This window comes from Streptomyces sp. NPDC000404 (assembly GCF_040300365.1).
GTDB classification, from domain to species: Bacteria; Actinomycetota; Actinomycetes; order Streptomycetales; family Streptomycetaceae; genus Streptomyces; species Streptomyces ramulosus.
Genome location: NZ_JBEPDN010000010.1, coordinates 121,831 through 144,068 on the forward strand (window position 1 = coordinate 121,831; position 22,238 = coordinate 144,068).

The following is a 22,238-nucleotide window of genomic DNA, read 5'->3' on the forward strand; positions in this document are numbered from 1 at the left end:
CCTGTTCAGGTGAGGGTCGTCCAGGCGGAGGTTCGCCCATGAGCACACAGCAGGGCCCACAGGCCCGGTCACGCCGCGACCGCGGGGTGTTCCGGACGAAGAGCGTCGAGCAGTCCATCCAGGACACCGAGGAGCCGGAGCACGCGCTCAAGAAGTCCCTGTCGGCGCTGGACCTGACGGTGTTCGGCGTCGGTGTCGTCATCGGCACCGGCATCTTCGTCCTCACCGGCAAGATCGCGAAGGAGCAGGCGGGCCCGGCGGTCGCCCTCTCGTTCGTCGTCGCCGGCGTGGTCTGCGCCCTCGCCGCGCTCTGCTACGCGGAGTTCGCCTCCACCGTCCCGGTCGCCGGCTCCGCGTACACCTTCTCCTACGCCTCGCTCGGCGAGTTCCCCGCCTGGATCATCGGCTGGGACCTGGTCCTGGAGCTGGCGCTGGGCTGTGCGGTGGTCGCGGTCGGCTGGTCCGGCTACATCCGCTCGCTGCTGGACTCCGCGGGCTGGCATCTGCCGTCCGTGCTCTCCGGGACGCAGGGCGGCACGTTCGGCTTCGACCTGCTCGCCTGCGTCCTGGTCCTGGTGCTCACCGCCATCCTCGTCCTCGGCATGAAGCTGTCGTCCCGGGTGACGAACGTGATCGTCGGGATCAAGGTGACGGTGGTGCTGCTCGTCGTCATCGCCGGGGCGTTCTTCATCAGCGGCGAGAACTACCACCCGTTCCTGCCGCCCACCCGCCCGCACGTGGGCGGCAGCGGCTACGCCGCCCCGCTCTCCCAGCTCCTCTTCGGCTTCACCCCGTCCAATTTCGGCGTGATGGGCATCTTCGCCGCCGCCGCGGTCGTCTTCTTCGCCTTCATCGGCTTCGACATCGTCGCCACCGCCGCCGAGGAGACCCGCCACCCGCAGCGCGACGTGCCCCGCGGCATCCTCGGCTCCCTCGCCATCTGCACCTTCCTCTACGTCGCGGTGTCGATCGTGGTCACCGGCATGCAGAAGTACACCGAACTGTCGACGGACGCCCCGCTCGCCGACGCCTTCAAGGCGGTCGGCCACCCCGTCTACGCCGGGATCATCAGCTTCGGCGCGGCGGTCGGCCTCACCTCGGTCTGCATGATCCTGCTGCTGGGGCAGAGCCGGGTGTTCTTCGCGATGAGCCGCGACGGGCTGCTGCCGCAGTTCTTCTCCCGGGTGCACCCCACGTTCGGCACGCCCTACCGCTCCACCGTCCTGCTGGGCACGGTCGTCGCCGTCGTCGCCGGGTTCACCTCGATCAACGAACTCGCCGAACTGGTCAACATCGGCACGCTCTTCGCCTTCGTCGTCGTCGCCCTCGGCGTCGTCCTGCTCCGCCGCTCCCGCCCCGACCTGCCCCGGTCCTTCCGCACCCCGCTGGTCCCGCTGGTCCCCGTGCTGTCGGTGCTCGCCTCGCTCTGGCTGATGCTCAACCTGCCCGCCGAGACCTGGCTCCGCTTCGCCGCGTGGATGGTCGTCGGGTTCGTCGTCTACGTCCTGTACGGCCGGACGCACAGCCGTCTGGAGGGCCGCCGGGCGGCCGAGAAGGGCGCGGTGGGCGGCGGCTGAGGACGCGCTCAACCGTCCTGCGCGCCGGTGGCGTTGCGTAAGCCGCGCTCAGCCGTCCGCCACGGCTCCCGGGCGGCGGCCGCCGCCCCGGGCGTCGCGGACCGCGCGCGGGCCCGCCACCCGGGCGCCCAGCGCCTCGACGCGGGCCCGCAGCCCGCGGTCGGCGGTCACCACCAGGCAGTCCCGCCCGGCGCCCTCGGCCGCCACCAGCTCCACCATCCGGTCGTCGCCGCTGCCGGGCGCGGACTCCACCCGCACCCCGTCGACGGACGCCACGTCCCGGGCCGCGCCCTCGACCACCAACACCAGCTCCAGCGGCGGTTCGGCGTACCCGGGCAGGCCCGCCCCGGCGCGCGCGGCCAGCCCGTCCCGCAGCCGCTCCGCGGCGCCGCGCCGGTCGCGCCACCAGCCGTCCGGTACCGACCCGACGACGTTCGCTCCATCGACGATGACCAGGCAATCCATGGCTCCAGCCTGCCACGCCCCCACACACGGCGGCGCGGGCCGGCTCCGCCGAGCCGACCCGCGCCGCCGTGCTGCCGGGTGCCTTACGCGGGCACGCTCGCCAGGCCCGGGGCCAGGAACTTCTTGCCCGTCACCCGCTCGGAGACGCCCGCGCGGTCCAGGTACGGCGTGATGCCGCCCAGGTGGAAGGGCCAGCCCGCGCCGGTGATCAGGCACAGGTCGATGTCCTGCGCCTCGGCGACGACGCCCTCGTCCAGCATCAGGCCGATCTCCTGCGCCACGGCGTCCAGCACGCGGTCGCGGACCTGCTCCTCGGTGAGCACCGAGTCGCCCTGCTTGAGCAGCGCGGCGACCTCCGGGTCCAGCTCCGGCTTGCCGGAGTCGTAGACGTAGAAGCCGCGCTTGCCGGCCTCGACGACGGCCTTGAGGTTCGGCGAGACGGTGAACCGCTCGGGGAACGCGCCGTGCAGCGTCTCGGAGACGTGCAGACCGATGGCCGGGCCGACCAGCTCCAGCAGGACCAGCGGCGACATCGGCAGGCCCAGCGGCTCGACCGCCTTCTCGGCGACCTCGACCGAGGTGCCCTCGTCGATGACGTTCTGGATCTCGCCCATGAAGCGGGTCAGGATGCGGTTGACGACGAACGCCGGGGCGTCCTTCACCAGCACCGCGGTCTTCTTCAGCGACTTGGCGACGGCGAAGGCGGTGGCCAGCGACGCGTCGTCGGTCTTCTCGGCTCGGACGATCTCCAGCAGCGGCAGGATCGCGACCGGGTTGAAGAAGTGGAAGCCCACGACCCGCTCGGGGTTCTTCAGCTTCGACGCCATCTCGGTGACCGACAGCGAGGAGGTGTTGGTCGCCAGGATCGCGTGCGCCGGGACGACCGCCTCGACCTCGGCGAACACCTGCTGCTTGACGCCCATCTCCTCGAAGACGGCCTCGATGACGAAGTCCGCGTCGCCGAAGGCGGCGGCCTTGTCGAGGTGACCGGTCACCAGGCCCTTGAGGCGGTTCGCCTTGTCCTGGTTGACGCGGCCCTTGAGCAGCAGCTTGTCGATCTCGCCGTGGACGTACGCGACGCCCTTGTCGATCCGGGCCTGGTCGATGTCGGTGAGGACGACCGGGACCTCCAGGCGGCGCGCGAAGAGCAGCGCCAGCTGGGAGGCCATCAGACCGGCGCCGACGACACCGACCTTGGTGACCGGGCGGGCCAGCTTCTTGTCCGGCGCACCGGCCGGCCGCTTGGCGCGCTTCTGCACGAGGTTGAACGCGTAGAGGCCGGAGCGCAGTTCGCCGCCCATGATCAGGTCGGCGAGCGCCTGGTCCTCGGCGTCGAAGCCCTGCTGCCGGTCGCCGTTCTTGGCGGCGGCGATGATGTCCAGCGCGCGGTAGGCGGCCGGGGCGGCGCCGTGCACCTTGCCGTCGGCGATCGCCTTGCCACGGGCGACGGCCTCGTCCCAGGCGGCGCCGCGGTCCAGCTCGGGGCGGGCGACCTCGGTCTCGCCGGTCAGCACCGAGGCGGTCCAGATCAGCGACTGCTCCAGGAAGTCCGCGCCCTCGAACAGCGCGTCCGCGATGCCGAGGTCGAAGACCTGCTGGCCCTTGAGCTGCTTGTTCTGGTTGAGCGAGTTCTCGATGATGACCGAGACCGCGCGCTCGGGGCCGATCAGATTGGGCAGCAGCACGCAGCCGCCCCAGCCCGGTACGAGGCCGAGGAAGACCTCGGGCAGCGAGAACGCCGGAACGGCCTTCGAGACGGTGCGGTAGCTGCAGTGCAGACCGACCTCGACGCCGCCGCCCATCGCCGCGCCGTTGTAGTACGCGAACGTCGGCACGGCCAGGCCCGACAGCCGCTTGAAGACGTCGTGGCCGCCCTTGCCGATGGCCAGCGCGTCCTCGTGACGCTTCAGCAGCTCGACGCCCTTGAGGTCGGCGCCGACGGCGAAGATGAACGGCTTGCCGGTGATGCCGACGCCGACGACGGAGCCGTCCGCCGCCTCCTGCTCGACCTGGTCGATCGCCGCGTTGAGGTTGGCGAGCGACTGCGGGCCGAAGGTGGTCGGCTTGGTGTGGTCCAGGCCGTTGTCCAGCGTGATGAGGGCGAAGCGGCCCGCGCCCTTCGGCAGGTCGAGGTGGCGCACGTGCGCCTGGGTCACGACCTCGTCGGGGAACAGCTCGGCCGCACCCTTCAACAGCTCTGCGGTGTCGCTCACTTGCCTGCCCCTTCGAAGTGCGGGTTCTCCCAGATCACGGTGCCGCCCATGCCGAAGCCGACGCACATGGTGGTGATGCCGTAGCGGACGTGCGGCTGCTCCTCGAACTGGCGGGCCAGCTGCGTCATCAGCCGGACGCCGGAGGAGGCCAGCGGGTGGCCGAAGGCGATGGCGCCGCCGTACTGGTTGACGCGCGGGTCGTCGTCGGCGATGCCGTAGTGGTCGAGCAGCGAGAGCACCTGGACGGCGAACGCCTCGTTGATCTCGAACAGGCCGATGTCGTCGATGGTCAGACCGGCCTTGGCCAGCGCCTTCTCCGTCGCCGGGACCGGGCCGATGCCCATGACCTCCGGCTCCACGCCGGCGAACGCGAAGTCGACCAGGCGCATCTTGACGGGCAGGCCCAGCTCGCGCGCCACGTCCTCGGCGGCGATCAGCGAGGCGGTCGCACCGTCGTTGAGACCGGCGGCGTTGCCCGCGGTCACCCGGCCGTGCGGCCGGAACGGCGTCTTGAGCCCGGCGAGGTTCTCCAGCGTGGTGCCCGGGCGCATCGGCTCGTCGGCGGTGGCCAGACCCCAACCGGTCTCGCCCGCCTCGGCGTTGGTGCGGCGCACCGAGATCGGCACCAGGTCGGCCTGGATCTGGCCGTTGGCGTACGCCTTCGCGGCCTTCTCCTGGCTGCGGACGGCGTAGGCGTCGGCGCGCTCCTTGGTCAGGTGCGGCAGCCGGTCGTGGAGGTTCTCCGCCGTCATGCCCATGAACAGCGCCGACTGGTCGACCAGCTTCTCGCTGACGAACCGCGGGTTGGGGTCGACGCCCTCACCCATGGGGTGCCGGCCCATGTGCTCGACGCCACCGGCGACGGCGATGTCGTACGCACCGAAGGAGACGCCACCGGCGATGCTGGTGACGGCGGTCATCGCACCGGCGCACATGCGGTCGATGGAGAAGCCGGGCACCGACTGCGGCAGACCCGCCAGGATGCCGGCGGTGCGGCCCAGGGTCAGGCCCTGGTCACCGATCTGCGTGGTCGCCGCGAGCGCGACCTCGTCGATCTTCGCGGGGTCCAGATCCGGGTTGCGGCGCAGCAGCTCCCGGATGCACTTGACGACCAGGTCGTCGGCGCGGGTCTCGTGGTAGATGCCCTTCGGGCCCGCCTTGCCGAACGGGGTGCGGACGCCGTCGACGAAGACGACGTCCCTAGCGGTACGAGGCACGTTGGCTCTCCTCCAGGTGCGGGATGGCACTGCTGCGGGGCGCCCCCGGAGGGACGCATCACACCGACATGCTACTTACGGGTAACCATGCTGCACAGCCCCCTCGCCCGGAGCGGTGAAGGTCACATGGCGCGAGCGGCGGCGTCGTGGAGATGTGATCAGTCGGTGGCGCACATAAAGTGCCCTTATGGACACAAAGCGTAAGGATCTGGTGGTGCGTGGTCGGCGGCGTCCCGTGGGGCGCCGCACACTCGGAGCGGTGTGCGCGGTCGCCGCCGCCGGTGCGCTCCTCGCGGGCTGCGGCGGCAGCGGCAAGAGCGTGAGCGGCGCGCCGGACAGCCCCGAGGTGGCCTCCCCGGCGGCGGCCACCTCCCCGGGCGGCTCGCCGGCCGCCTCACCCGGCCGGAACCTGACCAAGGATCAGAGCGAACGCAAGGAGCTCTTCGCGAAGACCAAGGCCGACTACGAGCACGCGCTGACCGCCGCGGCGGGCGCCGTGCCGCACACCAAGCCCGTCTCCACCGAGCTGAAGGGGGGCGACGGCGGCAACCCCGTGTGGGAGACGGTGATGGCGTCGTCCGACGGCACGGCCCACAGCCTCCGCGTCGACGCGGTCACCGGGAAGGCGGGCAAGTCGGTCACCGAGCAGCAGAAGGTCGAGGACCGCAAGGCGCTGGCGACGCGGTTGCGGGACGCCACGGTCACCGCGCCGATGGCCGCCAAGACCGCGATGGCGAAGAAGAACGGCAAGGTCGCCGGGGTCGAGCTGGAGAACGCCGATCACGGCAAGCCGGTCTGGAAGGTGGAGGTCGTCTCGCCCTCCGACTGGAAGAAGACGACCTTCGACGTCGACGCCAAGGAGAACAAGATCCTCAAGGAGCACACCGACCAGGACTGACGCCCGCGCTCCGGACCGAACGGCCCGCAGCGGTCACACCGCACCCCGGCGGCCACCTGGGCCCGCCGGGGTGCGGTGCGGTGTCAGCCGCTGTGCTGCGTCAGTCGCTGTGCTGCGCCAGCGCCTGGGTGAGCAGCGGGGTGACCAGCTGGACCTGCCAGGGGCGCGCGCCGTGTCCGGCCAGCACGGCGGAGACCGCGTCCCCGGTCGGCTCGGCGGGCGGCTCCCAGCACAGCCGGCGGACCGTGTCGGGCGTGATCAGATTCTCCTGCGGGAGGTTCAGCTCCTCCGCCAGCGCGGTCACCGCCGCCCGCGCCGCCGAGAGCCGCGCCGCGGCCACCGGGTCCTTGTCCGCCCAGGCGCGGGGCGGCGGCGGGCCGTTGAGCGGCGCACCGGGCTGCGGCAGCTCGCTGTCGGGCAGCGCCCGCGCCCGGTCCACGGCCGCCTGCCACTGCTCCAGCTGACGGCGGCCCATCCGGTGCCCGAAGCCGGGCAGCGCGGCCAGCGCGTGGGCGTTCGGCGGCAGGTGCAGCGCCGCCTCCACGATCGCGGAGTCGCCGAGCACCTTGCCCGGGGAGACATCGCGTTTCTGGGCCACCTTGTCGCGCGCCGTCCACAGCTCGCGGACGACGGCCATCTGACGGCGGCGGCGCACCTTGTGCATCCCGGAGGTGCGGCGCCAGGGATCCTTGCGCGGCGGGGCCGGGGGAGCGGCGGCGATGGCGGCGAACTCCTGCCGGGCCCACTCCAGCTTCCCCTGCTGCTCCAGCTCCTCCTCCAGCGCGTCGCGGAGGTCCACCAGCAGCTCGACGTCGAGGGCGGCGTAGCGCAGCCACGGGTCGGGGAGCGGACGGGTCGACCAGTCGACGGCGGAGTGGCCCTTTTCCAGCGCGAAGCCGAGGACGTTCTCGACCATCGCGCCCAGACCCACCCGCGCGAAACCGGCGAGGCGGCCCGCCAGCTCGGTGTCGAACAGCCGGGTCGGCACCATCCCTATGTCGCGCAGGCACGGCAGGTCCTGGGTGGCGGCGTGCAGCACCCACTCGGTGTCGGCGACGGCCGCGCCCAGCGTGGCGAGGTCCGGGCAGCCGACCGGGTCGATCAGCACGCTGCCGGCGCCCTGGCGGCGCAGCTGGACGAGGTAGGCGCGCTGGCCGTAGCGGTAGCCGGAGGCGCGCTCGGCGTCGACGGCGAGGGGGCCGGTGCCCGCCGCGAGCGCGGCGACGACCTCGGCGAGGGCGTCACCGCTGGCGGTCACCGGGGGGATGCCCTCACGGGGCTCCAGCAGGGGTTCCGGCGCCGGTCGGGAATCCGGAGGCGAGTCTCCGGCTGCTCGCAGTGGAGTGTCTGCTGCGGTCTTTTGGGCGTCGGTCACCGGTCAAGGGTATCTGTGTATGCGCATCGCCCGTCGAGGGGAACGTTCCCTCGGCGGGCGATGTGTCGGGGCGGGGGGTCAGTGGATGATGCCGGTGCGCAGCGCCACGGCCACCATTCCGGCCCGGTCGCCGGTGCCGAGCTTGCGGGCGATGCGGGCGAGGTGGCTCTTGACGGTCAGGGCGGACAGCCCCATCGACACGCCGATCGCCTTGTTGGACTGGCCCTCCGCCACCAGCCGCAGCACCTCGACCTCCCGGCCCGACAGCTCGCGGTAGCCGCCGGGGTGGCCCGGGGCGCCCGGCGGGCGGCGCTGCATCCGGGCGGCGTGGGCGCCGATGGGCGCGGCTCCCGGCCGGCCCGGCAGGCCGAGGTTGGTGCGGGTGCCGGTGACGACGTAGCCCTTGACGCCGCCCGCGAGGGCGTTGCGTACCGCGCCGATGTCGTCGGCGGCGGAGAGGGCGAGGCCGTTGGGCCAGCCCGCGGCGCGGGTCTCGGACAGCAGCGTCAGGCCGGAGCCGTCGGGCAGATGGACGTCGGCAACGCAGATGTCGCGTGGGTTGCCGACCCGGGGGCGGGCCTCCGCGATCGACGACGCCTCGATCACGTCCCGTACTCCGAGGGCCCACAGGTGGCGGGTGACGGTGGAGCGGACGCGAGGGTCGGCCACGACGACCATGGCCGTCGGCTTGTTCGGGCGGTAGGCGACCAGGCTCGAAGGTTGCTCGAGGAGAACAGACACCGGGCCTCCTGGGGGAGTGGCGGGACGGTTGCGACCGGCTGCAAGGGGCGAGCCGGGACGTTCCGTATCTGAAGGGTCACTGACCTCTTCGGCAGCAATCCGAGGGGACTTTAGGCATCGATCACGATTTAGTTAGTGCCAATTCGGACAAATCGGATGCGTGAGCGATCATACGTGAACACCGGGGTGATCAACGGTGCACGTGTTCCCGCACCGGGCCCGTGAGACGGCGCCGGGCACACCGCGCGGAGGAGGCCGAGGGCGTCGCACCGTGCGGTGCGACGCCCTCGGCCCGGGCCGTGATCCGGCGGCCGGACGGTCGTGCGCGGCGGTCGGCCGGGGGCCTCGCCCCGGCGTGCGGCCGCTCAGCGCGGCTGGGCCCCCCGGCGCTGGGGAAGCGGCACCACGCCGCCGCGCGGACCGGGCTCCTGCGGCACCGGAGGCAACCCGGCGACCTGGCACAGCAGATCGCACCAGGCCGCCAGGTGTGCGCCCGCATCGGGTACGCCGCCGGGGCCCTCGGCCGGGGTCCACGACGCGCGGATCTCGATCTGCGTGGCGGGCTCCCGCACCGCCAGCCCGCCGAAGTGGTGCGACGAGGCCCGGGTCACCGTGCCGCTCGCCTCGCCGTAGTGCACCCCGCGGGCGTCCAGCGCGCCCGTCAGCCAGGACCAGGAGACCTCGGGCAGCAGCGGATCGGCGCCCATCTCCGGCTCCAGCTCCGCGCGGGCCAGCGTCACCACCCGGAACGTGCCCTGCCACGCCTCGTGCCCGGCGGGCTGGTGCAGCAGCACCAGCCGCCCGTCCGCCAGATCCGTGTCCTCGCCGTCCGCGCCCCGCTCGACCACCGTGGCCTCCAGCGCGGTGGCGTACGGCGCGAGCCGTTTCGGCGCGGGGAGCACGTCCAGGGAGATCTCGGGGCGCAGCCGGGCCGCGCGGAGCGACTCGACCGCTCGACGGAAGGGGATCGGGGTCTCGTCCGCGCTGTCCGAGAGGTGTTCGTACGCCGCAGCCATGCCCGGAAGCGTAGGCGGAAGTCGCGCCGCGCAGGGGGAGGACACCCGGAGTGCGCGTCGCCCGTTCGGAGGTGTCCGGCGCCGCATGCGAAGATTCCGTGCGTGAGCGCCAACGACCGCCCGACGGGCCAGCAGCAGACCGGAACGTATGACTCGCCCTTCCTCAGGGCCTGCCGGCGCGAGCCGGTGCCGCACACCCCGGTGTGGTTCATGCGGCAGGCCGGACGGTCGCTGCCCGAGTACCACAAGGTCCGCAAGGGCATCGCGATGCTCGACTCCTGCATGCGGCCCGAGCTGGTCACCGAGATCACCCTCCAGCCGGTGCGCCGCCACCAGGTCGACGCCGCGATCTACTTCAGCGACATCGTCGTCCCGCTCAAGGCCATCGGCATCGACCTCGACATCAAGCCCGGCGTCGGCCCCGTCATCGAGAACCCGATCCGCACCCGCGCTGACCTGGAGCGGCTGCGTCCGCTGGAGCCCGGCGACGTCGCGTACGTCACCGAGGCGGTGCGGATGCTCGTCCAGGAGCTGGGGTCCACGCCGCTCATCGGCTTCGCCGGTGCGCCGTTCACGCTCGCCAGCTACCTCGTCGAGGGCGGCCCGTCCCGCAACCACGAGCACACCAAGGCGCTGATGTACGGCGACCCGCAGCTCTGGGCCGACCTGCTGGACCGCCTCGCCCAGATCACCTCCGCCTTCCTCGACGTGCAGATCGAGGCAGGGGCGAGCGCCGTGCAGCTCTTCGACTCCTGGGTCGGCGCGCTCTCGCCCGCCGACTACCGCCGCTCGGTGATGCCCGCCTCCGCGAAGGTCTTCGAGTCGGTCGCCCACCACGGTGTGCCGCGGATCCACTTCGGCGCCGGCACCGGCGAGCTGCTGGGCCTGCTCGGCGAGGCCGGGGCGGACGTCGTCGGCGTCGACTGGCGGGTCCCGCTGGACGAGGCGGCCCGGCGGGTCGGCCCCGGCAAGGCGCTCCAGGGCAACATCGACCCGGCCGTGCTCTTCGCCCCGCGCGAGGCGGTGGAGACCAAGGCCCGCGAGGTGCTGGACGCGGCCGCCGGGCTCGACGGCCACATCTTCAACCTCGGCCACGGCGTGCTGCCCGCCACCGACCCGGACGCGTTGACCCGCCTCGTCGAGTACGTCCACACGCAGACCGCGCGCTGACCTGCCGGCCGCCGGGCCTCACATCCCGGCGGCCCGGACCGCCGCCGTGGCCTTGCGGGCCGCGACCAGCACCGGATCCCAGACCGGGGAGAACGGCGGGGCGTAGCCCAGGTCGAGCACGGTCATCTGCTCCACCGTCATCCCGGCGGTCAGCGCGACCGCCGCGATGTCCACCCGCTTCCCGGCGCCCTCCCGGCCGACGATCTGCACACCCAGCAGCCGCCCCGTACGCCGCTCGGCGAGCATCTTCACGTGCATCGGCCGGGCGCCGGGGTAGTAGCCGGCGTGGTTGGTCGACTCGATGGTGACCGTCACGAACTCCAGCCCCTCGGCGCGGGCCTGGTGCTCCAGCAGGCCGGTGCGGGCGATCTCCAGATCGCAGACCTTGCTGACGGCCGTGCCGACCACCCCGGGGAAGGTGGCGTAGCCGCCCGCGACGTTGGCGCCGATGATCTGGCCGTGTTTGTTGGCGTGGGTGCCGAGCGGGATGTGACGGGTGTGGCCCGCGACCAGGTCGAGGACCTCCACGCAGTCACCGCCGGCCCAGACGTTCTCCTGGCCGCGCACCCGCATCGACAGGTCCGTCAGCAGCCCGCCGGACGCCCCGAGCGGCAGCCCCGCGGCCTCGGCCAGCGTCGTCTCCGGACGGACGCCCATCCCCAGCACCACCACGTCCGCCGGATACTCCGCGTCCTCGGTGGCCACCGCGCGGGCGCGCCCCTCGTCGTCGGTCAGGACGGCGGTGACGACGGCGCGGCGCACCGTCTCGATGCCCAGACCGCACATGGCCGCGTGCACCCGCGCGCCCATGTCCGGGTCGAGCGTGGACATCGGCTGCTCGCCGCGGTCCAGCACCGTGACCGCGTAGCCGTGGTGGATCAGCGCCTCGGCCATCTCCACGCCGATGTACCCGGCGCCGATCACCACGGCGCGGCGGCCCGGGGACGCGGCGAGCGTGTCGATCAGGGCGCGGCCGTCGTCGAGGGTCTGCACGCCGTGCACCCCGCGCGCCTCGATACCGGGCAGCGGCGGCCGCAGCGGCCGGGCGCCGGTGGCCAGCACCAGCTTGTCGAAGTCCGTCCAGCTCTCCCGCCCGCCGTCGTCCAGCGCCCGGGAGCGCACCCGGCCGCGCGCCAGGTCCAGCTCGGTGACCTCGGTGCGCATCCGCAGGTCGATGGCGCGCGCCCGGTGCTCCTCGGGCGTCCGGGCGATCAGCGCGGCGGGCCCGTCGACCGTGCCGCCGACCCAGTACGGGATGCCGCACGCGGAGTACGAGGTGAAGTGGCCGCGCTCGAACGCGGTGATGGCCAGCTCGCCGGGCCCCTTCAGCCGCCGGGCCTGCGAGGCGGCGGACATGCCTGCCGCATCGCCGCCGATGACCACGAGCCGTTCCGTCATGGAAGCCCCTCACGCCGTCCGCCGTGCCCGCCACGGAACGCCCGCGCGAGCCCACACCCGCGACCTCGCCCACACCCGCCGGCGTCCACCGGCCCCCGCGGGCAAGGTCGTGAGCCAGGCTACGGCCCGGCACCGACAACGGCCGGGGAGCGCGGCGGGCGGGCGGCGCCCGGGCCGCCGGAAGGAGGCGCCGGGGCCCGGCGCCTCACCGCTCCAGGACGACCGCCAGCCCCTGCCCCACCCCGATGCACAGGGCCGCCAGGCCCGTGCCGGAGCCGCGGGCCGCGAGCTGGTGGGCGACCGCACCGGCCAGCCGGGCGCCCGACGCCCCCAGCGGATGGCCGATCGCGAGGGCGCCGCCGCGCGGGTTGACGAGGGTGGGGTCCAGCTCCGGCCAGCGGCCGATGCACCCCAGGGCCTGCGCGGCGAACGCCTCGTTCAGCTCGAAGACCGCCAGGTCGCCGAAGCCGCGCCCGGCGCGCTCCAGCGCCCGCCGCACCGCGCCGACCGGGCCGAGCCCGTAGAACTGCGGCTCCACGCCGGTCACCGCGCTCGCCCCGATCCGGGCCAGCGGCTCCCGGCCGGTGGCCCGCAGCCCCTCCTCGTCGGCGAGGAGCAGCGCCGCCGCACCGTCGTTGAGCGGCGCGGAGTTGCCGGCGGTGACCGTCCCGCCGGTGCGGCGGAACGACGGCTTCAGCCGGGACAGCGCCTCCAGCGAGGACGCCTCCCGGATCGTCTCGTCACGCTCCAGCGCGATCCCGGGCAGCGGCACCACCTCCGCGCGGTAGTGCCCCGCCCGCCAGGCGCGGCTCGCCTTCTGATGGCTGGCCAGCGCGTACACGTCCTGCTGCTCGCGGGTGATCCCCTGCAGCTCGGCGATCTTCTCGGCGCCCTCGCCCAATGCGAGGGTCCACTCGGGCCGCATCCGCGGGTTGACCATCCGCCAGCCCAGCGTGGTGGAGTACAGCTCCTGATTTCCCGTCGGGAAGCCGCGGTCCGGTTTGGCGAGGACGTACGGCGCCCGGCTCATCGACTCCACCCCGCCCGCGACCGCCAGGTGCGCATCGCCGAGCGCGATGGCCCGCGCCGCCTGGACGACGGCCTCCAGGCCCGAACCGCACAGCCGGTTGACCGTCACCCCGGGCACCGTGTCCGGCAGCCCGGCCAGCAGCACCGCCATCCGCGCGACGTTGCGGTTGTCCTCCCCGGCGCCGTTCGCCCCGCCCAGGACGACGTCGTCGATGAGCGCCGGGTCCAGCTCGGGGCTGCGCGCCACCAGCGCCCCCAGCACGTGCGCGGCGAGATCGTCGGGGCGGACGCCCGCCAGCGCGCCGCCGTATCTGCCGACCGGGGTCCGTACGGCGTCGACGACGTAGACGTCCCGTGCGCGGTGCTCGGTCATCGGCACTGTCCTCGCTGTGTGGGGCTGTCCGGGGAGCGGAGGACCGGGCCGTCCGGGCGCGCGAGGCGGCAGCGGCGCGGGCGGGCGCCGAGCCGCCGCCCGCCCGAGTCTTTGCCGGGCCCCGGGCGGTGTCAACGCGCTCCTCGGCCAACGTCCCGGGCCGGCCCGCGGCCCGCGTCCGGGCGTGGAGGGCGCTCTGAGAGAGTGGAGGCATGAGCGCAGCGCACACCAGTACGGGCCGGGCAGCCGGCCGCCATGTGGTCGTCATCGGCGGCGGGATCGCCGGCCTCGCCGCGGCGCACCGCCTCCTCGAAGGCGGCGCCACCGTGACCGTCCTGGAGGCGTCCGGACGGCTCGGCGGCAAGCTGCGGGCCGGGGAGATCGCCGGCGTCCCCGTCGACCTGGGCGCCGAGTCGATGCTGGCCAGGCGGCCCGAGGGCGTGGAGCTGGCCCGCGCCGTCGGCCTCGGCGACCGCCTCCAGCCGCCCGCCACCGCCTCCGCCACCCTCTGGACGCGCGGGGCGCTGCGCCCCATGCCCAAGGGCCACGTCATGGGCGTCCCCGGCGACCTCGCCCCGCTCGCCGCCTCCGGCGTGATCTCGGCGGCGGGCCTCGACCGCATCGCCGCCGACGCGACCCTGGAGCGCACCGAGGTCGGCGACGACGTCGCGGTCGGCGCGTACGTCGCCGAGCGCCTCGGCCGCGAGGTCGTCGACCGGCTCGTCGAGCCGCTGCTCGGCGGCGTCTACGCGGGCGACGCCTACCGCATCTCGATGCGCGCCGCCGTCCCGCAGCTCTTCGAGGCGGCCCGCGCCGAGCGGTCCCTGACCGCCGGGGTCCGCGGTATCCAGGAGCGCGCCGCCGAGGCCGCCCGGGATCTCCCCGCCGACCGGCCGGTCTTCACGGGCATCGACGGCGGCATCGGCGCCCTGCCCGGCGCCGTCGCGGACGCGGTGCGCGCCGCCGGTGGCGAGATCGCGCTGCACACCCCCGTCCGGGCGCTGCGCCGCCGCGGCGCCGACGGCTGGCGGGTGACGGCCGGCGACCGCACGATCGACGCGGACGCGGTGGTCCTGGCGGCGCCCGCCGGGCCCGCGGCGCGGCTGCTGCGGGACGACTGCCCGGCGGCAGCCGGTGAGCTGGACACCGTCGAATCCGCCTCGATGGCGCTGATCACGATGGCCTTCCGCCGCGCCGACCTGGAACGCGTCCCCGAGGGCAGCGGCTTCCTCGTCCCGCCCGTGGACGGGCACCGCATCAAGGCCTCGACGTTCGCCAGCCGCAAGTGGGGCTGGATCGCCGACGCCGACCCGGAGCTGTTCGTGCTGCGCGCCTCCGTCGGCCGCTACGGCGACGACGCGCTGCTGGGCCGCGACGACGCCGACCTGGTGGAGATCGCGCGCGCCGACCTCGGCGCGGCCGTCGGCCTCACCGCCCGCCCCGTGGCGTCCACCGTCACCCGCTGGGAGGGCGGGCTGCCGCAGTACTTCGTCGGCCATCCGGACCGGGTCGCGCGGATCCGCGCGGCGCTCCCCGGGGGGCTGCGGGTCTGCGGCGCGGCCTACGACGGCGTCGGGATCCCGGCGTGCATCGGCTCGGCGCGGCGGGCCGCGGACGAGATCCTGGCGGGCCTGGAGACCCGGGCGCCGGACTTCTCCGCAGGCGAGTGAGAATGGTCGGTATGACAGACGCTTCCACCCCCGCCGCGGAGCGGGCACAGAACGCCGGCAAGAAGGCGAAGGACCTCAACGACACCATCCGCTACACCCTGTGGTCGGTCTTCCGGCTGCGGGACGTCCTCCCCGAGGACCGCAGCGGGTACGCCGACGAGGTCGAGGAGCTGTTCGCGCAGCTCGCCGCGAAGGACGTCGTGGTGCGCGGCACCTACGACGTCTCCGGGCTCCGCGCCGACGCCGATGTGATGATCTGGTGGCACTCGGAGACCTCGGACGCCCTCCAGGAGGCGTTCAACCTCTTCCGCCGCACCCGCCTGGGCCGCGCCCTCACCCCGGTGTGGTCCAACATGGCGCTGCACCGCCCCGCGGAGTTCAACAAGTCGCACATCCCGGCGTTCCTCGCCGACGAGCGCCCCCGCGACTACGTCAGCGTCTACCCGTTCGTCCGCTCCTACGAGTGGTACCTCCTGCCCGACGACGAGCGCCGCAAGATGCTCGCCGACCACGGCAAGATGGCCCGCGGCTTCCCGGACGTCCGCGCCAACACCGTGCCGTCGTTCTCGCTCGGCGACTACGAGTGGATCCTGGCGTTCGAGGCGGACGACCTGTACCGCATCGTCGACCTGATGCGTCATCTGCGCGGCTCCGAGGCGCGGCTGCACGTCCGCGAGGAGGTGCCGTTCTACACCGGTCGCCGCAAGCCGCTCGCGGAACTGGTCGCCGGTCTGGCCTGATCCGGCCGCACACCTCCGTGCACGACGGCGGCGGGCCGCCCCACCCGGGGCGGCCCGCCGCCGTCGTGTCCTGCGAGGTCACAGCGGGTTCGTCGCGCCCCTTCGGGTCTTCCCGGTGGCGCGCTTGCCGTCCTCCGGCTTCGGCTCGGCGCGCGGCGCGCAGTACACCCGGTGCCCGGGCACGGTGCCGCGCAGCAGATACGCCTCCACATGCGCGTTCACGCAGGTGTTGGGGCCGTACGCGATGCCGTGGGTGCCGGCGCCGTTCTCGGTGACCAGGGACGAGCCCGGCAGCCGCTCCTGGAGCGCCAGGGCGCCCGGGTAGGGCGTGGCGCCGTCGCGCTCGGCGGCCAGCAGCAGGACCGGCGGCAGCGCGCCGGGCGCGGTACGGACGTCGACCGGCCCGTGGTGCCCGGTCAGCGCCTGCGCCGCGCGGGCGGCCACCGCGTACCGGGCGGCCTCGCCGACCTCGTCCGTCCCGGGGGCGCCGGCCGCGGCGCGGTCCACCGCCCGGTCGGTCGCGGCGCTCAGTGAGGCACGGGCCGACTGCACGGCGTCCGGCCAGAAGGCGCACGGCAGGTTCATCCAGACGTTGTCCCAGGTCTCGAACGGCGCGACCCGCGCCACCTCGGCGTTGTCGCGGTCCCAGGTGCCCAGATCACGCGGCCAGGCCGCGTCGTTGCACGAGACCGCGGTGTAGACCGCGTTGCTGTTCTCCTCGGCGACCGCGTCCTCGGGATCGGGCGCCGCCTGGTCCCGCAGCGGCTTCTCGTCGCCGTGCAGGTACGCCGACAGGGCCTGGGCCCGGCGCGGCCAGTAGACGTCGTTGTAGCCGGTGCTCAAGAACGCCGACTGGAGCTGCGCGGGCCCGACGGTGCCGCCCGCCGGACGGCTGCGCAGCCGGGTGAGCGCGGTGTCGTACGCCTGCTGCACGGCCCGCTCCGTGGTGCCCAGGTGGTAGACGCCGTGGTGCCGGGCGACCCAGCGCAGCCAGTCGCGCCAGCGGCCCTGGAACGCGATGTTCTGGGAGAGGTTGTTGCGGTACCAGATCTGCCGCGGGTCCGGGTCGACGATGCTGTCGAAGATCATCCGGCGGACGTGGCCGGGGTAGAGCGTGGCGTACAGGGCGCCGAAGTAGGTCCCGTAGGACGCGCCCATGAACGTCAGCTTCCGCTCACCGAGCGCGGCCCGCAGCATGTCGAGGTCGCGGGCGTTGTTGACGGAGTTGTAGAAGGGCAGATCGGCACCGGCGTTCCGGGCGCAGCCGCGTGCGTACGCCTTCGCCTGCGCGGTCTTCTCCTGCTTGAAGGCCGCGGTGGGGTGCACCTGGCTGTCGGTGGGCGCCTTGGTGAACTCCTTCGGGTCCTGGCAGGACAGCGGCGCCGACCGGCCGACGCCGCGCGGCGCGTAGCCGACGAAGTCGTAGGCGCGGGCGGTCCGGCGCCACTTGGGCAGCGCGCCGTAGAGCGGGAAGTCCATGCTGGAGCCGCCCGGCCCGCCCGGGTTGAAGATCAGGGCGCCCTGCCGCTCCTTGGGTGCGGTGGCCCGGATGCGGCTGACCGTCAGCTTGATCTGCTTGCCCTGGGGACGGGCGTAGTCGAGCGGCACGGTCAGCGCGGCGCACTCGACGTCCGACGGCAGATGCTCGACCGGGGCGCAGCGCCCGAAGGTGAGGGGGCGCGCGAGGGGCGCGGGCGGCGCGGCGGGCGCGCGGGTGGCGCCGTCCGCGGGGGAGGTGGCGAGGGCGCCCAGGAGGAGTGACCCGATGGTTCCGTACAACGCGAGTGCTCTCACGAACCGTCCCTTCGTCGTGCCCGGCACACGGGCGGCCCGCGCGCGGCCGCATACGGGCATACAAAAGGGATGGTTGGGCGGGCGGTCGGTGAAGTAAAGCACCGGGCCGCGGTGTTGCCCGCTATACCCCGGATGAGTGGAGGGCCGGGCGCAGCGCCTGGTCGTCGAGCGCCCGCGGGCCGTGCGGTGCCAGGGCGGTCGGCGCGTCCTCGGGGACCGCGGGGCGGCCGGCCCGCGCCCGCCTCCGTCGCCCGGCGCGCGGCATCGCCCACGGGGCGCCTCAGGACGCGGACCACGGGAGCGGGCGGCCCGGGGGCCCGGTCGGAACCGGTCCCGCACGGCCGCCGCGCGCTCCCGTGGTCCGCGGTCAACCGCCGCAGGAGGAACCGCACGAGGAGCCGCAGGACGACCCGCCGCCACAGGAGGAGCCCCCGTGGTGGGAGCCGCCGCAGGAGGACCCGCCGCCGTGGTGGTGCGAGCCGCCGCAGCTCGATCCGCCGCCGGCCCCTCCGCACCACGCGGCCTGCGAGGACTGGTCGGCCCAGGTGCCCGAGCCGCCGTCCGACGACCCGCCGCCCACGGTCATCGCGGTCTGCGCCTGGGCCAGTTGCTCCCGCAGCAGCTCGTCGGTGAGCAGCGCGGCGCTGCCGATCGCCACCAGGAGCGCCGCCGGGACCAGCACGTTCGCGGCCGTCAGCGGATGGTGGGTGGCCTGGGCGGCGCGCAGCGCGAGCCGGCCGGCCTCCGTCAGCCGCTGCCGTCCGCTCTGCCTGCAGATCCCGGCGACGACCGCCGCCACGATCACCGCGGGCACGATCACCACGACGGTCGGCACCTCGGACGGGTCCGCGTCCAGTTCGCCGGCCACGGTGAGCAGCAGGGTGCACAGGAACAGCACCACGGAGCCCGCCAGCTGGACGTTGGCCCACGCCCGGGCGCAGCGCCCCCGTGCCGGGTGCCGCATCAGCCCGCGCTTCGCGAGCCGGTCGCCGACCGCCTGGACCGCGGGATCGGTCATCGCCCGGCGCCGCACCTCGGCCAGCGCACCACCGGGCGTGGCCGCGGCGGCGTTCAGCACGGCCGCCTCCACGGCGTCGCGCGGGTCGTCGCGGAGCACGGTCATCACACCGGGCTCGCCGACGGCCGCCCGGCCGTCCTCGTGCAGCGCGGCGACGGCGGCGTCCACCACGCGGGCCGGGCCGCCGCCCAGGAACGCGATCTCCCACACGTCGTGAGTGGGCGCGTCCACCAGCCGGATCCGGTTCTCCGGCCGCCGCCCGCGCACGGTGGCCACGACGAGGCCCACCGAGGACACCACCATCGCCAGGTACACCCAGGAAACGAAGGACACCGCGGTCACCTCCGGTGCGAGGCGGACCGGGCGGTCCGCAGAAGTCGGGAGAGCAGGGGGGAGCGGGTGAGCCGGGCCAGCGGGCCGGTGCCGGGCGGCCGGGGGCCCGCCCGGTCCTGCCACCACCGGGAGAGCCGGGCCCGCGCCCCGGCGTCGTCCGGCCGGCCCTGCGCCAGCAGATGGGCGGCGAAGTCCAGGGCGTCACGCCGGTGGCCGCCGGTCAGCGGGCGGCCCCGCGCATAGGCGAGGAACGCCGGGCGGTAGCCGTCCCCGAGGATCCCGGGCAGTTCGGGCGCGATCTTCGCGATCACCGTGGCCCGCTTGGCGGCCAGTGTCCGCCGCTGCACCTCCAGCCGTACGGGATCGAACCCCGCGGGCGGCGGCGCCCCGGCGACCAGCGCCGCCAGCAGCTCCTCCTGGGCACGGGCCAGCCGGGCGCGGGCCGCTTCGGCGGCGTCCGGAGCGGGGCGGGACCGGTCGGCTCCGGGGGCGTGCGCCGTCCCTTGGGCGCCCTGCGCGGACGCCTGGGCGCCGCGGGCGGACGCCGCCCGTATCGGGCCGCGCCCCGGCCCGCCGTCCGGCCGCCGCGTCCTGCCGGGCCCCTCCAGCACCGCGCGGATCGCGCTCAGCTCACCGGCCAGCTCGCCGGGCTCGGGGAAGTCTTCGTCACGCTCCAGCAGCACCCCGGGCGGCGCCGTCCGCGCGCACAGCTCCGCAAGGACGTCCAGCACCGGGCCCGTCACCGGGTGGGCGTGGCTGTCGTGCCACACGCCGTCGCGCTCCACGCCGCCCGCGACGTGCACATAGGCGAGCGCCTCCAGCGGCAGCGCGTCCAGTACGGCGGCGGGGTCCTCGCCCCGGTTGACGCGGTTGGTGTGCAGATTGGCGACGTCGACGAGCAGCCGCACCCCGGTCCGTTCGACCAGTTCGGTCAGGAACTGCCCCTCGGACATCTCCTCGCCGGGCCAGGCGAGGAGCGCCGCGATGTTCTCCAGCGCCAGCGGCACCGGCAGCGCGTCCTGCGCGATCCGCACATTGGCGCAGAGCACGTCGAGCGCGTCGCGGGTGCGCGGCACCGGCAGCAGATGACCCGCCTCCAGCAGCGGCGAACCGGTCGCCCGGCCCCCGGCGCGGACGTAGGCGATGTGCTCGGTGACCAGCGGCGCGTCCAGCGCCACCGCGCGCTCCGCGAGCGCGGTGAGCCGATCCGGGTCGGGCCGGTCGGCGCCGCCCAGGCCCAGCGACACCCCGTGCGGGATCACCGTCAGCCCCCGTGCGCGCAGCTCCTGGAGCGCCGGCGGCAGATGGCCGGGGCAGAGATTCTCGGCCACCACCTCGACCCAGTCGAGGCCGTCGAACCCGGCGATCTCCGTGGCGATCTCCGGCCGCCAGCCGATGCCTGTCCCCAGGCGTTCCATGCGTTCCCCCTCGCACTGCCGAACTCACCGGTACTTCGCCCCGGCACCACCCGCCGAACCCTGTGCGCACCGGTTTCAGAGCTGGATTTGAGCTTCCCCGTACCGCGGCGCCGACCGGCCGTGCGCGCCGCCGGCGCTCAGCGTGCCGCCTCGAACCCGGCGGCCGCCCCCAGGGCCAGCAGCACCCCGCCGGTGGCCCGATCCAGCCCCCGCCGCACCCGGGGACGCCCGAAGAAGGCGCGCGCCCGGTGGACGGCGCAGGCGAGGGCGGAGAGCCACAGGACGCCCAGCACGGCGTGCACCGCCACCAGCAGCAGCGTGGTGGCCACCACCGGCGCGCCGTGCGGGATGAACTGCGGCAGCAGCGACAGATAGACGACGCCGACCTTGGGGTTGAGGACGTTGGTCAGCAGCCCCGTGCGGAACGCCCGCAGCGGCGAGAGGGCGTCCGCGCCCGCCCCGTCCGCCGCCTCGGCGGTGGCCGGCGCCGCCGCTCCCGGGGCGGTCCGGTTGCGCCGTGCGGCCCGAAGGGCCTGCACGCCCAGCCACATCAGGTACAGCGCCCCGGCCACCCGCAGCACGCCGTACGCCGCCTCGGAGGCGGAGAGCATCGCCGTCAGCCCGACCGCCCCGGCCAGCCCCCAGACGAAGCACCCGGCGGCGATGCCGAAGGCGCTGCACAGCGCGGCCCGCCGCCCCGAGCCGAGCGCGGTGCGCAGCACGACGGCGAAGTCGGGCCCCGGCGAGATGGTCAGCAGCGCGGCGACGGCGGTGAAGCCGAGAAGAGACGTGAACACGCCATAACGGTACGGGTCGGGTTTTGGCCACTTCCAGGGGGTCCGGAGTTCCGGACGCCCCGGCCGTGCCCCGTGCGGCGGCCCGCCCGCCCGAGGTCCTGCCGGGGCGGTCGGCACCTGTGGGCGCACCCGGTGGCGCCGCCCCGGAGATCCCTCTACGGGCGCCGCGGCCCGGGCAGCGGGCAGAACCGCTCGCCGCCCTCCGCCACCACGGTCGGGCCGGGGGCGATCTCGGTGAAGCCGGCGTCGTGCACCACCGGCAGCCCGCTGCGGGTCAGCCCGTCCCAGGCGTCCGCCGGCGCGGTCCGCACCGACAGCGGGAAACCGGCGTCCCGCCAGGCCGCCCGCTCCGGTGCGGACAGCTCCCACCAGGCCAGCTGCGCGCCGTGCCCGGCCTGCGCCATGGTCTTGCCCGCCGACATCGCAAGGCCCGGGTTGAGCCACAGCACCGGGTTCCCGGCGGGCGGCGCGGACGGCGGCTCCGGGTCGTCCAGTTCGGTGCCGGAGACCTGGAGGCGGGCCAGGTCCTTGGGCCAGCCGTCGAGCGGGACCGGGGGATGGACCCGCACCTCGGCGCGGTCGCCGGTCACCGTGATGCCGGGCAGCGCCTCGGCCCGCCGCCACTCGGCGCCGCGCGCCCGGCGCACCACCTTGCGGATCCGGGCGTCCTGCCAGTCCCGGACGGCCGCGGCCCACTCGCCGTCGCCGTTCGCACGGGCATCGGAGAGCAGCACCAGCACGGCGCGGGCGGCCGTCTCCAGGGCGTCGGTGCGCGCCGGGGGATCGGCCCGCTCGATGCGGACGACGAGCGGCAGGACGAACTGCGGCGCGGCGTCCCGCTCCGCCGCGCTCCTCAGATGCGCCCCGACCGCGGTCGAGGAGGCGGAGTCATGGGCTTCGGTGCTGGTCATCCGCCCAGTGTGCCAGCCGCTCCCGGGCTCTTCGCGCGCCGATCGGTGCGGCCGCACCGGCCCTCCTACGGGTGCGGCGGTCCGG

Annotated in this window: 18 protein-coding genes; 5 read left to right on the forward strand and 13 right to left on the reverse strand. The window is 74.6% G+C overall.

Going from position 1 to position 22,238, the window contains the following annotated elements:
* Window positions 1-38 precede the first annotated feature (38 nt).
* A complete protein-coding gene (locus ABT345_RS20515; protein ID WP_345085494.1) occupies window positions 39-1,577 on the forward strand; it encodes an amino acid permease in 1,539 nt (512 codons plus the stop codon).
* Between the two features lie 48 nt (window positions 1,578-1,625).
* On the opposite strand, the gene ABT345_RS20520 is transcribed toward ABT345_RS20515, so the two are convergent.
* The 3 genes from ABT345_RS20520 to ABT345_RS20530 form a co-directional block, all read right to left on the reverse strand.
* Window positions 1,626-2,042: a PIN domain-containing protein gene (locus ABT345_RS20520; RefSeq protein WP_345085497.1), complete on the reverse strand. Its 417-nt coding sequence runs from the start codon at window positions 2,040-2,042 to the stop codon at window positions 1,626-1,628.
* 83 nt (window positions 2,043-2,125) lie between these two features.
* Entirely contained in the window at window positions 2,126-4,255 is a 2,130-nt protein-coding gene (locus ABT345_RS20525) for a 3-hydroxyacyl-CoA dehydrogenase NAD-binding domain-containing protein (RefSeq protein ID WP_345085500.1), read from the reverse strand.
* A complete protein-coding gene (locus ABT345_RS20530) occupies window positions 4,252-5,472 on the reverse strand; it encodes a thiolase family protein (protein ID WP_345085503.1) in 1,221 nt (406 codons plus the stop codon). Before ABT345_RS20530 ends, ABT345_RS20525 begins: the two co-directional genes overlap by 4 nt.
* A gap of 187 nt (window positions 5,473-5,659) precedes the next feature.
* On the opposite strand from ABT345_RS20530, the gene ABT345_RS20535 reads away from it, so the two are divergent.
* The gene (locus tag ABT345_RS20535; protein ID WP_345085506.1) at window positions 5,660-6,370 is read left to right on the forward strand and encodes a PepSY domain-containing protein; all 711 of its coding nucleotides are present in this window, start codon (window positions 5,660-5,662) and stop codon (window positions 6,368-6,370) included.
* A gap of 100 nt (window positions 6,371-6,470) precedes the next feature.
* On the opposite strand, the gene ABT345_RS20540 is transcribed toward ABT345_RS20535, so the two are convergent.
* The 3 genes from ABT345_RS20540 to ABT345_RS20550 form a co-directional block, all read right to left on the reverse strand.
* Window positions 6,471-7,745, reverse strand: coding sequence for an HRDC domain-containing protein (locus tag ABT345_RS20540; RefSeq protein ID WP_345085509.1), 1,275 nt, complete (start codon window positions 7,743-7,745; stop codon window positions 6,471-6,473).
* 78 nt (window positions 7,746-7,823) lie between these two features.
* Window positions 7,824-8,486, reverse strand: coding sequence for a response regulator transcription factor (locus ABT345_RS20545; RefSeq protein WP_030279967.1), 663 nt, complete (start codon window positions 8,484-8,486; stop codon window positions 7,824-7,826).
* Window positions 8,487-8,851: 365 nt separating this feature from the next.
* Entirely contained in the window at window positions 8,852-9,502 is a 651-nt protein-coding gene (locus ABT345_RS20550; RefSeq protein WP_345085516.1) for a DUF3000 domain-containing protein, read from the reverse strand.
* Window positions 9,503-9,604: 102 nt separating this feature from the next.
* On the opposite strand from ABT345_RS20550, the gene hemE reads away from it, so the two are divergent.
* The gene (gene hemE / locus ABT345_RS20555; protein WP_345085519.1) at window positions 9,605-10,672 is read left to right on the forward strand and encodes a uroporphyrinogen decarboxylase; all 1,068 of its coding nucleotides are present in this window, start codon (window positions 9,605-9,607) and stop codon (window positions 10,670-10,672) included.
* Between the two features lie 18 nt (window positions 10,673-10,690).
* On the opposite strand, the gene ABT345_RS20560 is transcribed toward hemE, so the two are convergent.
* Entirely contained in the window at window positions 10,691-12,070 is a 1,380-nt protein-coding gene (locus ABT345_RS20560) for an FAD-dependent oxidoreductase (protein WP_345085522.1), read from the reverse strand.
* Window positions 12,071-12,275: 205 nt separating this feature from the next.
* Entirely contained in the window at window positions 12,276-13,472 is a 1,197-nt protein-coding gene (locus ABT345_RS20565) for a thiolase family protein (RefSeq protein WP_345085525.1), read from the reverse strand.
* A 212-nt stretch (window positions 13,473-13,684) separates the two neighbouring features.
* Between ABT345_RS20565 and hemG the strand changes: the two genes are divergently transcribed.
* Both hemG and hemQ read left to right on the forward strand, forming a co-directional pair.
* Window positions 13,685-15,142, forward strand: coding sequence for a protoporphyrinogen oxidase (gene hemG, locus ABT345_RS20570; protein WP_345085528.1), 1,458 nt, complete (start codon window positions 13,685-13,687; stop codon window positions 15,140-15,142).
* Window positions 15,143-15,153: 11 nt separating this feature from the next.
* On the forward strand, window positions 15,154-15,882 hold the full coding sequence (gene hemQ, locus ABT345_RS20575; protein WP_345085531.1) for a hydrogen peroxide-dependent heme synthase: 729 nt from the start codon (window positions 15,154-15,156) through the stop codon (window positions 15,880-15,882).
* A 78-nt stretch (window positions 15,883-15,960) separates the two neighbouring features.
* On the opposite strand, the gene ABT345_RS20580 is transcribed toward hemQ, so the two are convergent.
* From ABT345_RS20580 to ABT345_RS20600, 5 genes are all read right to left on the reverse strand, one after another.
* Window positions 15,961-17,676 (reverse strand): alpha/beta hydrolase, encoded by a 1,716-nt coding sequence (locus ABT345_RS20580; RefSeq protein WP_345085534.1) that lies wholly within the window; start codon window positions 17,674-17,676, stop codon window positions 15,961-15,963.
* A gap of 367 nt (window positions 17,677-18,043) precedes the next feature.
* Window positions 18,044-19,027, reverse strand: a complete 984-nt coding sequence (locus tag ABT345_RS20585) for a TIGR04222 domain-containing membrane protein (RefSeq protein WP_345085537.1) — start codon at window positions 19,025-19,027, stop codon at window positions 18,044-18,046.
* 5 nt (window positions 19,028-19,032) lie between these two features.
* Window positions 19,033-20,445, reverse strand: a complete 1,413-nt coding sequence (locus tag ABT345_RS20590) for an MbnB/TglH/ChrH family RiPP precursor modification enzyme (RefSeq protein ID WP_345085540.1) — start codon at window positions 20,443-20,445, stop codon at window positions 19,033-19,035.
* A gap of 137 nt (window positions 20,446-20,582) precedes the next feature.
* Window positions 20,583-21,242 (reverse strand): LysE family translocator, encoded by a 660-nt coding sequence (locus tag ABT345_RS20595; RefSeq protein ID WP_345085543.1) that lies wholly within the window; start codon window positions 21,240-21,242, stop codon window positions 20,583-20,585.
* A 155-nt stretch (window positions 21,243-21,397) separates the two neighbouring features.
* A complete protein-coding gene (locus ABT345_RS20600; RefSeq protein WP_345085546.1) occupies window positions 21,398-22,153 on the reverse strand; it encodes a peptidyl-tRNA hydrolase in 756 nt (251 codons plus the stop codon).
* Window positions 22,154-22,238 lie beyond the last annotated feature (85 nt).

What these genes read in the sequence shown, in the direction of transcription:
- ABT345_RS20600 (WP_345085546.1), bottom strand. Translation starts at nt 22,153, where the DNA reads ATGACCAGCACCGAAGCCCATGACTCCGCCTCCTCGACCGCGGTCGGG.
- hemG (WP_345085528.1), top strand. Translation starts at nt 13,685, where the DNA reads ATGAGCGCAGCGCACACCAGTACGGGCCGGGCAGCCGGCCGCCATGTG.
- ABT345_RS20535 (WP_345085506.1), top strand. Translation starts at nt 5,660, where the DNA reads ATGGACACAAAGCGTAAGGATCTGGTGGTGCGTGGTCGGCGGCGTCCC.
- ABT345_RS20590 (WP_345085540.1), bottom strand. Translation starts at nt 20,445, where the DNA reads ATGGAACGCCTGGGGACAGGCATCGGCTGGCGGCCGGAGATCGCCACG.
- ABT345_RS20550 (WP_345085516.1), bottom strand. Translation starts at nt 9,502, where the DNA reads ATGGCTGCGGCGTACGAACACCTCTCGGACAGCGCGGACGAGACCCCG.
- ABT345_RS20515 (WP_345085494.1), top strand. Translation starts at nt 39, where the DNA reads ATGAGCACACAGCAGGGCCCACAGGCCCGGTCACGCCGCGACCGCGGG.
- ABT345_RS20560 (WP_345085522.1), bottom strand. Translation starts at nt 12,070, where the DNA reads ATGACGGAACGGCTCGTGGTCATCGGCGGCGATGCGGCAGGCATGTCC.
- ABT345_RS20520 (WP_345085497.1), bottom strand. Translation starts at nt 2,042, where the DNA reads ATGGATTGCCTGGTCATCGTCGATGGAGCGAACGTCGTCGGGTCGGTA.
- hemQ (WP_345085531.1), top strand. Translation starts at nt 15,154, where the DNA reads ATGACAGACGCTTCCACCCCCGCCGCGGAGCGGGCACAGAACGCCGGC.
- ABT345_RS20565 (WP_345085525.1), bottom strand. Translation starts at nt 13,472, where the DNA reads ATGACCGAGCACCGCGCACGGGACGTCTACGTCGTCGACGCCGTACGG.